This is a genomic window from Acinetobacter sp. NIPH1876 (assembly GCF_022808535.1).
Lineage (GTDB): Bacteria > Pseudomonadota > Gammaproteobacteria > Pseudomonadales > Moraxellaceae > Acinetobacter > Acinetobacter higginsii.
The window spans coordinates 219,868-236,514 of sequence record NZ_JALGBR010000005.1 but is presented as its reverse complement, the minus strand read 5'-3'; the positions used below and the strand labels follow the sequence as shown (position 1 = coordinate 236,514).

At 42.1% G+C, this 16,647-nt stretch carries 14 protein-coding genes; 8 read left to right on the top strand and 6 right to left on the bottom strand.

Translation table 11 applies throughout. The features are described from left to right. Positions 1-4 precede the first annotated feature (4 nt). The 3 genes from MN869_RS07235 to MN869_RS07225 all read left to right on the top strand — a co-directional run bounded on the left by MN869_RS07235 (position 5) and on the right by MN869_RS07225 (position 4,091). Positions 5-520, top strand: a complete 516-nt coding sequence (locus MN869_RS07235) for a sigma-70 family RNA polymerase sigma factor (protein WP_033133172.1) — start codon at positions 5-7, stop codon at positions 518-520. Between the two features lie 22 nt (positions 521-542). Then, positions 543-1,499: a FecR domain-containing protein gene (locus MN869_RS07230; protein WP_033133173.1), complete on the top strand. Its 957-nt coding sequence runs from the start codon at positions 543-545 to the stop codon at positions 1,497-1,499. Between the two features lie 66 nt (positions 1,500-1,565). Beyond that, positions 1,566-4,091 carry a TonB-dependent receptor gene (locus tag MN869_RS07225; RefSeq protein ID WP_033133174.1) on the top strand — a complete coding sequence of 842 codons (2,526 nt, stop codon included), beginning with the start codon at positions 1,566-1,568 and terminating at the stop codon, positions 4,089-4,091. A gap of 85 nt (positions 4,092-4,176) precedes the next feature. Here the strand turns inward: MN869_RS07225 and MN869_RS07220 are convergent, their stop codons facing one another. The 6 genes from MN869_RS07220 to catM form a co-directional block, all read right to left on the bottom strand. Beyond that, positions 4,177-4,512: a DUF3325 domain-containing protein gene (locus MN869_RS07220; RefSeq protein ID WP_033133175.1), complete on the bottom strand. Its 336-nt coding sequence runs from the start codon at positions 4,510-4,512 to the stop codon at positions 4,177-4,179. Continuing rightward, complete coding sequence (locus MN869_RS07215; RefSeq protein WP_033133176.1) at positions 4,512-6,209, bottom strand: PepSY-associated TM helix domain-containing protein; 1,698 nt, start codon at positions 6,207-6,209, stop codon at positions 4,512-4,514. Before MN869_RS07215 ends, MN869_RS07220 begins: the two co-directional genes overlap by 1 nt. A 4-nt stretch (positions 6,210-6,213) precedes the next feature. Further along, the gene (locus MN869_RS07210; protein ID WP_033133177.1) at positions 6,214-6,561 is read right to left on the bottom strand and encodes a DUF3649 domain-containing protein; all 348 of its coding nucleotides are present in this window, start codon (positions 6,559-6,561) and stop codon (positions 6,214-6,216) included. A 60-nt stretch (positions 6,562-6,621) separates the two neighbouring features. Further along, a complete protein-coding gene (locus tag MN869_RS07205) occupies positions 6,622-9,456 on the bottom strand; it encodes a TonB-dependent receptor (protein WP_033133178.1) in 2,835 nt (944 codons plus the stop codon). A gap of 320 nt (positions 9,457-9,776) precedes the next feature. Further along, positions 9,777-11,042, bottom strand: coding sequence for an OprD family outer membrane porin (locus MN869_RS07200; RefSeq protein ID WP_033133179.1), 1,266 nt, complete (start codon positions 11,040-11,042; stop codon positions 9,777-9,779). Between the two features lie 290 nt (positions 11,043-11,332). After that, positions 11,333-12,250, bottom strand: a complete 918-nt coding sequence (catM, locus tag MN869_RS07195) for a cis,cis-muconate-binding transcription regulator CatM (protein ID WP_004654826.1) — start codon at positions 12,248-12,250, stop codon at positions 11,333-11,335. A gap of 104 nt (positions 12,251-12,354) precedes the next feature. On the opposite strand from catM, the gene MN869_RS07190 reads away from it, so the two are divergent. From MN869_RS07190 to MN869_RS07170, 5 genes are all read left to right on the top strand, one after another. After that, positions 12,355-13,464 carry a muconate/chloromuconate family cycloisomerase gene (locus MN869_RS07190; protein WP_033133180.1) on the top strand — a complete coding sequence of 370 codons (1,110 nt, stop codon included), beginning with the start codon at positions 12,355-12,357 and terminating at the stop codon, positions 13,462-13,464. A gap of 14 nt (positions 13,465-13,478) precedes the next feature. Continuing rightward, positions 13,479-13,769: a muconolactone Delta-isomerase gene (catC, locus tag MN869_RS07185; protein WP_005190515.1), complete on the top strand. Its 291-nt coding sequence runs from the start codon at positions 13,479-13,481 to the stop codon at positions 13,767-13,769. Between the two features lie 119 nt (positions 13,770-13,888). Continuing rightward, positions 13,889-14,809 (top strand): catechol 1,2-dioxygenase, encoded by a 921-nt coding sequence (gene catA, locus MN869_RS07180; RefSeq protein WP_033133181.1) that lies wholly within the window; start codon positions 13,889-13,891, stop codon positions 14,807-14,809. Positions 14,810-14,928: 119 nt separating this feature from the next. Further along, positions 14,929-15,618: a 3-oxoacid CoA-transferase subunit A gene (locus MN869_RS07175; protein ID WP_005204607.1), complete on the top strand. Its 690-nt coding sequence runs from the start codon at positions 14,929-14,931 to the stop codon at positions 15,616-15,618. After that, positions 15,615-16,268 (top strand): 3-oxoacid CoA-transferase subunit B, encoded by a 654-nt coding sequence (locus MN869_RS07170; protein ID WP_033133182.1) that lies wholly within the window; start codon positions 15,615-15,617, stop codon positions 16,266-16,268. Before MN869_RS07175 ends, MN869_RS07170 begins: the two co-directional genes overlap by 4 nt. Positions 16,269-16,647 lie beyond the last annotated feature (379 nt).

Below are 16,647 nucleotides of genomic sequence, written 5' to 3'. Positions count from 1 at the left end.
TGCTATGAACCTGAATGTAGAAAAACAGTTATGGTTTAGCCACGTTTATCAATCGCAACAAAGCACACTGTTGTCCTGGTTTAAGCACAAACTACAGCATCACCATCAATCGGAAGACTTGAGTCAGGAAGTGTTCTATCGTGCCTTAAAAAGTGACTATTGCTTTGAAAAGATTAAAGAACCTCAGGCATGGTTAATGGGCATCGCCAAGCATGTGATTATTGATTATTGGCGGCATCAGCATGTAGAACACCTGTATTTAGATGCCCTTGCACAGCTACCAGAAGAATACTATCCCTCAGCTGAATACGAAGTCTGTATTTGTGAAACGCTTTATCAAGTGCATTTGATGCTGGAAAAGCTACCTCAACGTACCGCACAGGTGTTTTTATTATCGCAATTGGATGGACTGACCTATCGTGCAATTAGTGAAAAACTGGATATTTCAGAGGCAACGGTCAAAAGAGATATGAAACAGGCTTTCTTGGCCTGCATAAGTCTTTATAATCAGACCGATTAATTGCTGAATTTGCTTTGCTGCTATGTCTCAAGCTCCTAAAATCCCTGATCATGTTTTGGACCAAGCCGCAGACTGGCTAGTGCTATTACATTCAGGTGAAATGACTGCGTTACAGCAACAACAATTTGAACATTGGCAAGCAGAAAAGCAAGAACATGCCCTAGCCATTCAGCAAATCAATAAATTTACCCATGGCTTAACAGGTTTATCCAACCACTTTCCCTCAGATTCTTTAGTCCAGTCCAAGCAAAAATTTAATCTGACTGCAAAACGAAATATGCTGTTGAACCTTTCAGGATTGTTGGTTATCGGCTGCGGAATGTATTTGTTACCTTGGGCTAAATGGCAGTCTGATGACCATACTGAGGTTGGTGAAATTAAAACTGTTGCACTGCAAGATGGTTCAATCTTGATCTTGGCCAGTGACAGTTATATTAACGTGAATTTCTCCGAACAGACTCGACAGATTCAACTGATCGAAGGTGAAATTTATATCCAAACCGCCAAAGATCCGCAACATCGCCCCTTTATGGTGAAGACCAAAGATGGTGCAATTGAGGCCTTGGGTACTCAGTTTACGGTACGACAAGAGCATCATGATCAAACTCGGGTCAAAGTGTATCAACATGCGGTCGCTTTACAGCCGCAGGATTCTGGACAACGGCAAATTTTACAGCAAGGTCAACGTGCGTATTTCAACAGTCAACAGGTCTCTAAACCTTTACCATTGAATAATGAGCAACCCTACTGGACTCAGCAATTACTGGTGGTAGAACAATGGCCACTCGAAAAAGTCATTAGTGAACTGTATCGTTATAAAAAAGGCACTTATTTCATCGAGCCAGCGTTAAAAGACCTTCGTATTTCAGGCGTTTTTTCATTAAAGAATCCTCAACAAAGCCTAGAAACACTGGCCTATACCCATCAACTTGAGTTGAGTTATTACAGTCCTTATTTATTAAAAATAAAAAAAAGATAAAAAGATGATCCTTTTTTTGATCTTGTCCGACTTATAGAGAAATACACTCCCAATCGAGAAGACCACATGAAGGATTATCAGGCGAAAACTACCTTGGCGTTGGCTGTACGCGCAATCTTATGGGGCATACCACTCAGTATTGCCAGCATTGCAACAACCTCTGCTTATGCTGCCACTGTTTATCAGATTTCGATTAGCTCAACCACACTCGATCAAGCACTTAAACAGCTCGCGATTCAAACAGGCACCACCATCAGCTATGACTCGACCACACTCTCTAAAATAAAAAGTGCTTCACTAAAAGGAAATTATTCAGTAGAAACTGCTTTAGAGACTTTGCTTAAACCGCATGCATTTGAAGCCATCAAAGTTGCCAATGCGGGATACAGTATTCAAGCCAAAGCAACTGTAGCAGCGGTTGAACCTAAAGTCGTTAAATTAGAAGCGATTCATACTAAGGCAAATGCGGCGAATATAAATCAAAGTAGCGAAACTGGCCTAGCTCAATTAGCGACGATTCACTTGAGTGCGGATAAAGGTCAAAACCTCACCACAGAAGGCTCTGGGTCATATACAGCTAAGGCAACAACAGCCTCAACGGGTTTGGCTCTGACCCTCAAAGAGACACCGCAACTGGTCAGTGTAATTACCAATCAGCAAATGAAAGATCAAAACCTGACCCAACTGACCGATGTAGTTAGTCAGGCAGCAGGTCTTTCGATTAAACAAGGTGGTAACATCGGTAGTGATAACTCGCCAATTTATGCGCGCGGTCAACAAGTAGATAACTATCTTCTAGATGGCGTCAAACTCATGAGTTCCTATCAGGCTATTTTCCAGAGTCAAGATATGGCGCTCTTTGATCGTGTTGAAGTGGTTCGTGGTGCCAATGGCTTGATGACCGGCTCAGGTACAGCCAGTGCCAGTATTAACATGGTTCGTAAAAAGCCTTTACAAGATTTTAAAGCTTCTATCAGTGCAGATTTAGGTTCTTGGGATTATTACCGTACCGATATTGATGTATCCAGCCCTTTAAATGCTTCAGGCAGTGTTCGTGGTCGTACCCTATTTGCCTACCAAAATTCAGACTCTTATATTGACCGTTATAATGAAGAACGCAAAGTTGCCTATGCTGTAGTTGAAACAGATCTCAGTGCAAAAACCAAAGGTAGTCTCGGTGTGAGCTACCAACAAATGAATCTTTCTGGTGTGGCACGTGGTGGTTTACCAAGTTTTTATACCGATGGTTCTCTAATTGATTGGTCACGCTCGGATTCAGCGGCAGCAAGCTGGACAGGTTCTGACCGTGCCACAACTGCTTTCTTTGCAGATATTGAACATCAATTGAATGACCGTTGGAAGTTAAAAGGCGTGGTGTCACGTACCATTACTGATTCAGATGAAATTGTTGGCTACACTTTTTCAAATACAGGAATTGATAGAGCTACAGGTAGTGGTGCCATGCTGTACGCCACTCGCTGGGATTATCGCCCAACCCAAGATCTATTTAATTTAACCTTGAATGGTTCATTTGATTTATTTAGTCAAACTCATGAAGTTGTTTTGGGAACAACCTATACACAAAGTAAAAACAAACGCCCAACCTACTCTGGATGGAACAATGGCATGTCATGGGAAGGTAAGCTCGATAATATCTTTGCATGGGATGGTCGTACGCCAAGTCGTCCACCCACTCAAATCGATGGTTGGTACAGTGGTGATGATCGTAGCAAATCCATTTTTGGTGCAGTACGTTTAAAAGCAAGTGATGATCTGGCAGTTATTTTGGGGACACGTGTTGAAGACTGGGAACGTGTCACTGGTGAACATAACAATGAAAATAATTCTACAGAACACACCAAACAGGAAGAAAAAGGAAAGGTCATTCCTTATATCGGTCTAACCTATGATTTCACAGAACATTGGACAGGTTATGCCAGCTATACCAATATTTTCTCACCTCAAGATAAGAAAACCATAACGGGCAGCTATATCGAACCCATCATCGGTAACAGTACCGAATTGGGCATTAAAGGTGAATTCTTCGACAATCAATTAAATATTGGTGCAGCCATTTATCAGGTTAAGGAAGATAATAAAGCTGTCGCCATCACGGGCGCAAAAGCACCTGATGGTTCTCAAGCTTATAGAGCTGAATCGGGAACTGAAAGCCGTGGTTTTGAACTTGAAGCAACAGGCAAAATCACCGATGCCTGGCAGATTTCAACAAGTTTTACGCGTAATCTGTCTCAAGACAATAAGGGCAAAAACCTAGACACCAGTATTCCAAATAATACAGTCAAACTGTTTAGCACCTATACCCTGCCTTATCTGGATGAAGCAATTACAGTAGGTGGTGGTGTTCGTTGGCAAAGTGAAATTTATGAAAATAATTCAGTCTCTAAAACGGGGCGATTTACGCAAGACAGCTATGCTTTAATCGATTTGATGGCACGTTATAAAGTGAATGATCAACTTATGGTGAATTTCAATTTGAATAACCTTTTCAATGAGAAATATCATTTGGCGACCACCAATAGTTATTATGGTGCGCCAACCAATTTCCGTGTGGGTTTAAAATATGACTGGTAAGCTAAGCTAGTCTTATGTTTCATTCACCAATAAAAAGAGGAAACTTTCGTTTCCTCTTTTTATGTCACTTCAATACAAACAAATCTTAAATCAAGGCCACAATAAACAGCAGCCCAAATACAACAGTCACAATCACATTGGCTTGCAACAGTTTTTTAGGTTGATAGGTTAATAATAATCCCACTGCCAAAGCAGCAAAGGTGATACAACCCAACCATTCAGACAAACCAACTGAAGCACCTTTAAAATAAATCATGACCAATGCAGAAATAAGTAGCATTACCCAACCTGCGATTTCAAACTGTCGACTATTTTGCGCTGAAATCTGAGCACTAAAAATATCGCGCTGATGCTTACTCATCCCACAGGCAAGTGCTGATAAAGCCACCACAGCAACACACCACAACATCAATGCTGCCATTATACTTGCTCCTGTCCAGCTTGAACCTTAGGCTGTTTTTTCTGCTTCACAGCTAAGCCTTGGTAACGCTTTAACTTGTAATAAGAATAAATAAAAATCAGACCTAAAATAATACACACCAGATCAAAACTGGCGATCATCCATTGTCCATGATAGATACTCATCCACAGCGCCTGCCCACCTGTTAAGAAGTTTAGGATTGGCATAAACAGGAACAGTACAGCGGCTAAAGCCAGTTGCTCCAACCATGCGGGACGATGCGCCCGAATAGCCGCATGAATTAAACACACAAGCCATGCGATAAAGAACACATTAATCTCTAGTGGAGAACGTTCGGCCAATTGAGCGGGGATAAACCGATTGGCAATGAAATAGGCTGCACAGGCAATTGGTAGACCTGTGATTGCGGTAATATTCAGCACTTCAACCAGACGATGACCAAAAGGCTTATAACCCAATTTCTGTACATCTGGAATCCGTTTCACCACCCATAAGATCAGACCAGAAGCCACCATCATGGTGCCTAATATGCCCGATAAAAATAACAACCAACGCAACACTGAATCCACACCACGTGCCATATGCAACCATGTCACCAAGGTATAAATGGCTTTTGATGCCGAGTTAACAGGTTTGGCTTCATCAAGCAGTTGTCCTGTCACCGCATTAAACTTCATGGAAGGAATGCTTTCTCGATCAAGCAATGTGGCAGTACGGGTTGCATTAAATTCAACATCAGCTTCAACGGTATTCGGCTTATTCACTCGAATTGAAGCAATCGGGTTATCTTTCCAACCTTGTTGAACGTAATGACTCAATGTCAGCAAATTCACCATCGGTGCTGCTGCAAGTACAGGCAGTGCCTGTTCGGCCTCACTACGACGGCCACCCCCTCGATTGCCATGCCCTTCCTCTGCTGCTTCTTTTTGTTTTTGCTCTGCCAATAAACGTGCTTGCTCAGGTGTTTTGGCAACAGGTTCATTCAGCATTTGATAGAAATTTTGCCCACTTCCATAATGGCTGTTCATCGCCCAAGGCATAAACATGAACATTAACAACAGCAAACCACTAAAGGTGATCATGATATGAAAAGGTAAGGCAAACACAGCCGTTGCATTATGAGCATCGAGCCATGAACGCTGACCTTTGGCTGGGCGGAAAGTAAAGAAATCTTTGAAAATCTTTTTATGAGTGATAATACCGCTGATAATTGCGACAAACATGAATAAGGTTGCGATACCAACAATCCAACGCCCCCAAATACGTGGCATGCCATAAAGTTCAAAATGGAAGCGATACAAGAAACCACCACCCCGAGTTTCACGCGCTTTAATCTCTTGGCCCGTTTGAGCATCTAAATAGATTTCACCACCACGACGGCGACCTTCACCTGGCTTACGGATATTCAGCATAATGGCAGGTTGACGTTTATTGGCAAAACGAATATTCCAGCTTTCGGCAGGCTGCCCGTTTTGCTGCAAATACTGTAATGCATAACCCAATTGTTGCTGTTGAGAAGTATTATTCACAGACTGATGCAATTCAGGTTTCATCCACACCGTAATTTCATTTTGGAAAAAACTGAGCGTGCCCGTCAGAAAAACGGCGTAAAGCAGCCATCCCAAGAGCAGGCTTGTCCATGTATGTAACCATGACATGGATTGGCGAGGGCCTTCATTTTTACCATCAACACGCATGACTTTACCCTTTTAAAAACCAATAGATCAACGTCATCAATACACTGGGAACAATAATGCCTAACCAGACTTTCAAGGTCGAGTTGACCAGAAATACCCAAATGAACACGGCACAATGGATCACAAATGCCAGCATGGTCGCCCCAAACACGGCATTGGCTTTGGAAGGTTCAGCTGTAAACAGAGCCCCCATTAACATTGCAGCAATCGCAGCAAAGTAATAACCACCAAAAATAGCCAAGACAAAACGTGAAAAAATCATCAATCGATATTTAATCAATGATGATTGTTCCACCTTCTTTTTCGTGACCCTTTTGGCGGTGGCCAAGGGCACAGACGCTTCAATATTCATAAAAGACACCTAGTCAGGCGACGATGATGCAAAATAATCGCCACCTGCATTTCAGGAAGATTAGAAAGAAAACTTAAGGTTTAGATAATATTGGCGACCACGGACATCACTGTATTTACTGAGGTATGATTGCGTTCCAGACATGTCGACCGTGTAATCATTAAATAAATTTTGAATACCGAAACTCAGTTCGCTTGAGCTGTGTTTTAGCAACTTACTGCTCGGCAATTTCACTTTGGCAAAAATGTCATGGTAGATTTGATCTTCGATTTTTAATTTTTGATCGGCACGACCCGTTTGATTCAAAATCGCAGTCGCATTAACCATGTCATAAGAACCATAATATTGGCTTGCCCAACCAAAGCCCCAATTGTCATTGGCTTGTAGATAAATAGAGGCATTGGCACGATGTTTTAGCGGTGCATCGGATACCGCACCACCCACCACACTGACAAAATTCTTCTCTGGGTCAATCAAATTATGTTGTTGGCGATATTCATTAACATGCGTATAGCCCAAATTAAAGGTGGTTTCTCCAATCACGCTATCGAAGCGATAATTTAAATTGGTATCAATCCCACTGGTTTTAAGGTTTAAAGCGTTGAATGGCGTGATATCAATTGAAACCACATCGCCAGCTTGATTGCGTTGAATGCGGCTACCATATTTGCTTTGATTGTCTAAAATATATTGCGCACTGATCGAACTGATATTATTGGTTTTTTTGATGTTGTAATAATCAATCGATAGGCGTAAATCAGGAATCGCCTCTGGGGTTAACACAATCCCAGCATTAATACTTTTTGAACTTTCTGGCGTCAGATCTGGATTGCCCCCAGAAATGCTTTCATAGGTGCTAATAATTTTTCCCGTTGCTGGATCAGTTAATGTCGCACCCGTCACTTGGGTCGAAGTCGCTTGAGAAATTTGAGAAACTGATGGTGTAACAAAGCCTTCACTATAAGACGCACGGAACATCAATTGGTCATTCGGTGCGAAGCGGAAACCTACTGTTGGCGTGATCGCATCAAATTTTGATTTACCCGAATCGCTATAATTTAAGAACTTGGAACGGTAGCCCGTAGCAGGATCAATTTTACTGTCATATTGCGGTATCTTGGCTTGGACATTGAAATCCTCATAACGTGCAGCCAATTGCACATCCAGTAATTTGGCGAAAGGCAAATTCAGCTCAGGGGAAATCAGGGGAATGTTAAATTCCGTGTAAACACTGGATGCATTGCTCTTACGTTCAGTCGGCTTCACCCAAGGATTGTCGACATGTTGATGATCCGCAAAGCCTTCACTTTCATAACGGCGATGCTCAATCCCCGTTGCCAATCGAATATCGCCTGCATACCATTTTGCAATTGGACCTGTGGCTCGAATTGAGAAATCATTTAAGGTCTGCTGTGTATTATTTTTTGGATAGTTCCAGTATTTTGAAATTAGGTCGGTTGGTGTAGTGGTGAAATCTTGCAAAAAATCAATTGCATTATTAGTGGTATCTTTGTTCCATGCACTGGCTTTCGGATTTTTGCTGCCTTGACGTGTATAACGTTGACGAATATCCGATTTACTCCATGCATAATCTGCCGAGAGTATCCATTCTGGTGTCAGGTCAAAGGTAAAGCCCGTCGCAACTTTCTTCTGGGTGGTTTCAAAGGTGTCCTTGGCAAAGCCACCTAGGCTATCCAAACGCATTGGATAATTCACCAGAATATCCTTGCCAAAAGGATTATGCGGACTATCTTTGCTCACTGTTACCACGTTATAACCGTGCGGTGATGTATTAAATGACCAACCCTCTTCTTTTTCATAGCCCGCCTCAAGAAATACATTCAGACGATCAGTAAAATCACGATTTAAAGAAAGACCAAAGGCTTCGGTCTTGGTATCGTAAAGTAATCCCTCTTTACCTGACCAGCCACTCACCCCATCTGACAAACCCAATGCATAGCCTTGACCCAGTTTGCTCAGATCGCCATTCCAACCTTTTGGAAGATGTGCCATAGATGAGCCCCATCCTGGCACTAATTCAGAACCATCTTTACTACGAATATTAGTTAAATTGCCTGCAGGCGGGTTGACCTTGTCCCCAATAAGACTATTTGGATTATTTTTTAAAATATTTTGGCGTGATTTACTTTTCCAGTCACGTTCGCTCGCTAACAAACTATCTTGATCTTTTTTGGAAGCCGTCAACATCACATGGGTACGGCCATCTTCCAGAGAAAAACCTGAAACCAAATTAAAAGATTTGGCGGGTTGTTGATTATCCACGGTATCGCTATAGCGCAGATTCACTTCGGTGCCAACATAGTCTTTACGCAAAATTACATTGATGACACCACCAATCGCCCCACTGCCATAAATCGCAGCAGCTGATGTCGGTAATACTTCAATCCGTTCAATTGCAGCCAAAGGAATATTATTTAAATTGGGTTGATCGGTGGATTCAGAAGTACCACGACTGCCTGTTCCTGCGCTACGGCGGCCATTAATCAACACTAGAGTTTGACTGGCACCAAGTCCACGTAAATTAATTTGACTTGATGTGCCTGAGAAATAACTGGAATTGTTGGTTGAGGTTGCCATTGGCAATACTTTAGACAACAACTCGGTGACTGTGGTAGTACCTGAGCGCTCAATCTCTTCCCGCTCGATCATAGTATAGGCTTGGACATCGTCTTCGCTTCGCGGAATATCCATATTGCCCGATTTATAGGCAACATCGGTCTTGCTTGCAGTTACCGCAATGGTCGGCAGCGTCGAGGCTTTATCTGCGCCATCCTGTGCAAATACGTGTGGAGATGACAACACCAATAAAACTGAAGTGCAGAGTGTTGTTCTAATAAATTGAGATGATTTGAGAGAGTTATTTTGTTCTAACACGTAAGAACCTTAATTCATTATTAAAAATTTCGTGAATAATACACAAAACAAACAAAAATGACAATAATAATGATAATTATTATCAATAATAACATTAGCGCCCCATATTCCTCCATATTTTAAAGTGATCAATAACAACAAAAGCTTATGAGATCAGGTAAGGTGATCAATCAGTCTTAATAACGAATAGAACGTCCAATTTTAGAAAAATGTGGAGCTAAGTGTTTGCAGGTTTTTGTGATTATGATTAAAAAAATAAGCCCATCTTATTCACGAATTTGAATGAGATGGGCTGTTCAATTCTTGTATTGAATCTACAATTAAAACTTATGTGTATACGTCGTCATAATTCGATTTTCGACAAAATCTGTGCCGGGGTTATTGCCTGCACCATATTTAATATCAGCTCGGATATGTCGCCATTCAAAGCCCAAGCCTTTTAGTTTACCTTCAGGTACGGTGTAATTGACGATCACATTTTTCTCGGTTTCTTTATTATCCTTAAACCCTTCACGATAGATTTCACTACCATTTAAATAGCGTAATGTCAGTTTTAGCCCAGGGATACCTTGTTCTTTAAAGTCATAACTATATAAAACATGCCAAGTGAACTCTTTGGCTTTGTAGAAAGCAATTGCAGACCAACTCTGTAAATAAGCTTGTGGTACATAACCATTCAACAAGGGAATATTGTCCTCACCCATATGCTTTTGCAGACCTGTCAAAATGGTATGTGGTCCATTTTGCACACTGGCTTGCAGACCGATTGACTGGACATCAATATCGCCAAAATAGGCATCCCCATCTTCTTTATAGTTAAAATAGCGGGCGTCCACTTTAAGCTTGCTCTTGTTGACCGTTTCCGTAAAAGCCGCACTCAAATATTGTTGTTGATAAATATCTTCGAGCTGCCCAAACCAATAAGAACCCGTCAACTGAGGGGTAAAATTATAATCGAGACCCAGAAAATTCAGCCCATCACTTCTTTTGTTTGGGTCTGTCGAGTTGCCTAAGGTAAATTTTCGATATTCATCATCATCTCGAGCATTCACATGGGTAAAACGCCCTGCCGAGACTTTTAAGTTTTTGATATCTTTACTTTCTAGCATTGCACCCGCATAAGTGGTGACCAATTGCCGAGAATCATCAATAAACAGTACCGGTGTTTTGGGGAAAAGCTCACCGACTTTCAGTTCAGTATTGAGATATTTAAATTTTAAAGTCGCGCCTAATTTTAAATAATCACGCTCCTGCCGACCTTCGTGCTGATCGTATTTAAATACGGTATCCAGACGTTCATCGTAGCGATCTGTTAAACGCAATGCATATTGAAACCCCAAATCCAAACCGACTTGGATTGGTGTATCGGTATAACCAGATTCAAAACGTCCTGTCATCGCCTGAGACCAACTACCCAAATCTTTATTGGTATTTTCAAAATCCCGTTCTAAATAAAAATTACGCAGGTAAATGCTTTTTTCACTGTCTTCAAAAAAATCTGCATAAGCCACATTGATATTTAGACAGCCAAAGAGTGTATACAGTGCTACGCGCTGTGCTTTATACAGCGTATCTGGTTTTAACATGGGAAATCCTTTCCTGAGTATTTGAAATTCTTATTCATTCACGCTGAGAGTTAAGACCGTCCTCACAACTGAGACCATACTTGCCGATACCTTTAAAACTGACATAAATTCAGAAAGATATATTTGAGCAAATATTGGACACACTCTATTATTTGAATTATTAATGTAATTTTCCATAGATAATGAAGTATATAGTTATACCTTTTAAGTCTAGTTTTAGATCATTTTCACCACAATTAAAAAAGCGATCATGATGACCGCTGATAAATAAACTTGGTGCCTAGAGCTGCTTAATCACCCTCTAGTTGGATCGGAATGCCTTCTTCTTCAAATACTTGCTTAATGCATTCTAAAATCTGCGGTAGATACGGACTCTGATCCATATTGCGCACTGCCAATGAAATCGGTGTATAAGCTTCTAAATCTAAGATTGGGATATACACCAGATTCTTCATACCAATGTCACTGGCACTTTCTGGAATCAGGCAAATCCCCTCACCTGATGACACCAAACCAAGCGCCATATGAATTTCACGTACCTCGACCATATCTTTAGGTACCAAACCCAAGTCGGTAAAAATCGATTGAATCAAGGTGGAAAAATTCGGTTTTTGGGTCGCGGGATAAGAAAAAATAGGTTCATCAATAATCTGGGACAGATAAATCCCCTGATCGATAAAGCGGGTTAAATGATGGTTTTTATGAATGGCTAATTTAAGTTTTTCTTTGCGCAATAAAATCCGTTTAATTGCAGGATCACTAATTCTTAAACGTCCAAAACCTAAGTCAATTTTACCCAGCTTTAATGCTTCAATCTGATCCTTGGTACCATGTTCAATCAACTCCACCTGAATATCAGGATGATTTTGACGGAATAAATAAATCACTTGCGGTAATAACGCATAAAGTAATGAGCTGACATAGCCAATACGCACAATCTTATTTACCGTGCTAATACGTTTTGCCATGGAAGCCGCTTGAGCAGTATGGGTCAAAATCTGCACCGCATGCTGATAAAAGAACTGTCCCGCTTCTGTGGTTTTCACAGGTCGAGAACCACGTTCAAATAACAGGATACCGAGTTCCTCTTCCAGCTTTTGGATCTGACGGCTTAATGGTGGTTGCGCAATGCATAACTTTTCTGCGGCTTTGGTAATGCTCTGTTCCTCGACCACCGTCACGAAATAACGAAGATGTCTTAATTCCATTTAATATACCTTTTAAGTATCTAAAAATACCAAATTCAGCCTAGTTATAGATATTACATTAATTTAGGGTATGTAAATAGCTTAGGACGAAAGAAATACCAAAGATGTATAAATCCATAGAAACCCTACTTGTCGAGATTCCAACCATCCGCCCACATAAGATGGCGGTTGCAACCATGCAAACCCAAACCTTAGTCCTCATTAAAGTGACAACAGCAGATGGTTTGATTGGTTGGGGTGAAGCAACGACTATTGGTGGCTTGGGTTATGGAGATGAAAGTCCTGAAAGTGTCAAAACCAATATTGAGCATTACTTTTCGCCATTGTTAAAAACTTTGGACAGTTTTAATGTGGCTCAGACATTACAGGCCATTCAACACAGTATCAATGGGAACCGCTTTGCTAAATGTGCTATTCAAACGGCGCTACTGGATATTCAGGCACAACGTTTAGGTCTACCACTCAGTGAAATGTTAGGTGGGCGCCTACGTGATAGCGTTCCTGTACTTTGGGTTTTAGCCTCAGGCAATACTGAAAAGGACATTGCTGAAGCAGAAAAAATGGTTGCGTTAAAACGTCACAATGTATTCAAGCTCAAGATCGGTTCGCGCCCAGTTGAACAGGATGTTGAACATGTACTGGCAATTAAACAAGCATTGGGTGCAGAAGTTTCGATCCGTGTCGATGTCAACCGTGCATGGTCTGAGTTGAATGCGATTAAAGGGATTCAAATGCTGCAGGATGGCGGTGTTGATCTGATTGAGCAACCGTGTGCGATTCATAATATTGATGCTATGCAACGTTTGACCCGTAAATTCGATATTGCCATTATGGCAGATGAATCTTTAACCGGTCCGCAAAGTGCTTATCAACTGGCAAAAAGCAATGCCGCCTCAGTGTTTGCAGTAAAAATTGCCCAATCAGGTGGTCTGATTGAAGCCTGTGAAGTCGGGAAAATTGCCAATCTGGCAGGGATCGATCTTTACGGTGGTACCATGTTGGAAGGTCCAGTTGGCACCATTGCTTCCGCACATGCCTTCTCTACTTTTAGCAATTTAGCCGCTGGTACGGAACTGTTTGGTCCACTGTTACTCACGGAAGAAATTTTAAAAACACCGCTTCAATATGGCAATTTTGAACTCAAAATTCCAACTGGCCCTGGTCTCGGTATTGAACTGGACGAAGACAAAATCGACAACTTACGTCGTCAATAATTTAAGGAGTTGCGATGCTTTTTCATGTACGAATGGATGTAAATATCCCGCTCGATATGCCAGTTGAACAAGCCAATCAAATTAAAGCTGTTGAAAAGGCCTATTCACAAGATTTACAGCGTCAAGGTAAATGGCGTCATATCTGGCGCATTACCGGACAATACTCAAATATCAGTATCTTTGATGTGGAAAGCAATGAAGAGCTGCACAATATTTTACAGGGGCTGCCATTGTATCCCTACATGAATATTGAAGTGATGGCGATGAATCGTCACCCATCAGCCATCCGCGAAGACGATAGCTAAAGCCCATCGTGGCATCAGGATCGCAACAGAATTTGAACAAGGAATGTGGCAAGCCAAGCAAGCAGCAAAACAGCAAGTCCGCGAGCCACCAAAAACTATCATACTTCAGGAGAATATGTATGAACCGTCAAGAAATCGATGCACTGGTTAAAAAAATGAATGTGGATACTGCGACAGGTAAAGTCAATCCACGTGTACAACAAATCGTGGTTCGTCTGCTCGGTGATCTTTTTCAGGCGATTGAAGATTTGGACATCTCACAAAGTGAGCTATGGAAAGGTCTAGAATACTTTACCGATGCAGGCCAAGCCAATGAACTTGGCTTATTGGCGGCAGGTTTAGGTCTTGAGCATTATCTAGATTTACGTGCTGATGAAGCAGATGCCAAAGCAGGCATTACAGGTGGAACTCCACGTACCATCGAAGGTCCATTGTATGTGGCTGGCGCGCCTGAATCTGTTGGTTTTGCCCGTATGGATGACGGTTCTGAATCAGACAAAGTCGATACCTTATTCATTGAAGGTACAGTCACTGATCCTGAAGGTAATATTATCGAAGGTGCTAAAGTCGAAGTTTGGCATGCCAACAGCCTCGGTAACTATTCATTCTTTGATAAGTCACAATCTGACTTTAACTTACGCCGTACCATTTTATCGGATGCTGATGGTCACTATGTGGCGCAGACCACTATGCCTGTGGGTTATGGCTGCCCACCTGAAGGGACTACTCAAGCAGTGCTGAACTTGCTCGGCCGTCACGGTAACCGCCCTTCTCATGTACATTATTTTGTTTCTGCGCCAGGCTATCGCAAATTAACCACGCAGTTCAATATCGAAGGCGATCAATATCTGTGGGATGACTTTGCATTTGCAACACGTGAAGGCTTGGTCGCTACTGCTGTTGATGTGACGGATGAAGCTGAACTTGCTCGTCGTGGGGTGAATAAGCCATTCAAATACATTACCTTTAATGTTGAATTGGTTGCAGAAAAAACAGGTGCACCAAGCACTGAAGTCGACCGTCGTCGTGTCGGTGCTTAACACCACAAATTTACTGTGAGCTAGACCTTAGCTCACAGTTTTTAAATTTCTATGCATACCCGTTTATACAGCAATTCGTATGTATAGAAATTTGAAAACATGAATAAAAGGTTGGCCTTATGATTGATAAAAGTACGCTCACATTGACTGAGGCACTGTCACAGATCAAGGATGGCGCAACCATCATGATTGGTGGTTTTGGCACCGCAGGACAACCCGCTGAACTGATTGATGGATTGATCGAACTTGGTATCAAAGACCTTGTCATCGTCAATAACAATGCTGGCAATGGTGATTATGGCTTGGCCAAACTGCTTAAAACAGGGGCAGTACGTAAAATCATCTGTTCTTTCCCACGTCAGTCCGATTCATGGGTATTCGATGAACTCTATCGTGCTGGCAAGATTGAATTGGAACTGGTGCCGCAAGGTAATCTGGCATGCCGTATTCAAGCTGCGGGCATGGGCCTCGGTGCAGTTTTTACCCCAACTGGCTTTGGAACACTCTTGGCGGAAGGTAAAGAAACCCGTCATATCGATGGCAAAGACTATGTACTTGAATATCCCATCAAAGCTGACTTTGCCTTAATCAAAGCACATCAAGGCGATCGCTGGGGCAATCTGGTCTATAACAAATCTGCACGTAACTTTGGCCCAATCATGGCGATGGCAGCGGATGTCACCATTGCACAAGTGTCTGAACTGGTCGAACTCGGTCAGCTTGATCCTGAACACATCATTACCCCTGGAATTTTTGTACAGCATGTGGTCGCTGTTGATACAGCCAATGGCACAGGAGTAGAACAATGAGCTATCAAAAATTAAGCCGTGACCAAATTGCTGAACGTGTCGCACAAGATATTCCTGATGGTGCTTATGTCAATCTCGGCATAGGCCTGCCAACCAAGATTTCCAATTATCTTCCTGCGGATAAAGATGTATTCCTACATTCGGAAAATGGCCTGTTGGCATTTGGTCCACCGCCTGCCAAAGGTGAAGAAGATCCTGAGTTAATTAATGCAGGTAAAGAATATGTGACCATGCTGACGGGTGGCAGTTTTTTCCATCATGGTGATTCTTTTGCCATGATGCGTGGTGGTCATTTGGATATTGCGGTACTTGGCGCCTTTCAAGTCGCAGCCACTGGTGATCTAGCCAACTGGCATACTGGTGCAGCAGATGCGATTCCTGCGGTAGGTGGTGCGATGGATTTGGCGGTAGGCGCCAAGAAAGTATTTATCACCACCGATCACAACACCAAGCAGGGTGAACCCAAGATTGTTGAAACCCTTTCATATCCAGCCACAGGCTTGAAATGTGTCGATCGTATTTATACCGACCTGTGTGTGATTGATGTGACTACAGACGGTTTAAAAGTGATTAAAAAAGTGGATGGTTTGAGCTTTGAGGAGTTACAGGCGTTGACGGGTGCTCAGTTGATTGATGCAACTCAAGGATAATGAATCTCTCCCTTACGGAACTTTAATCGTTCCTCACCCTTTAAAAAAGGGAGGAGTTCCCCTCTTTATAAAGAGGGGTTAGGGGAGATTTTTAAGGATAAAAAGTAACGAAGCGACATCCATGTCGCTACCGCGAAACCTTGAATGGTAAGGTTTAAATACAACTTCTGCTTACTAAGATTTAGATGTTTCCCGTAATTGACTATCGTGACAGGCGACATGGATGTCGCCCGTTGAACAGGGAGGCAAGGAAGCCTCCTCTGTTCAACAAAGGGTTTTGTCACTTTTGCCCTGTCAAAAGTGAGGCATTGCCTACGCAAAGGAAGAATGACTAAACCCATAATTTGTGGCAGTGCTCACAACAGATTTAGAAATGGAA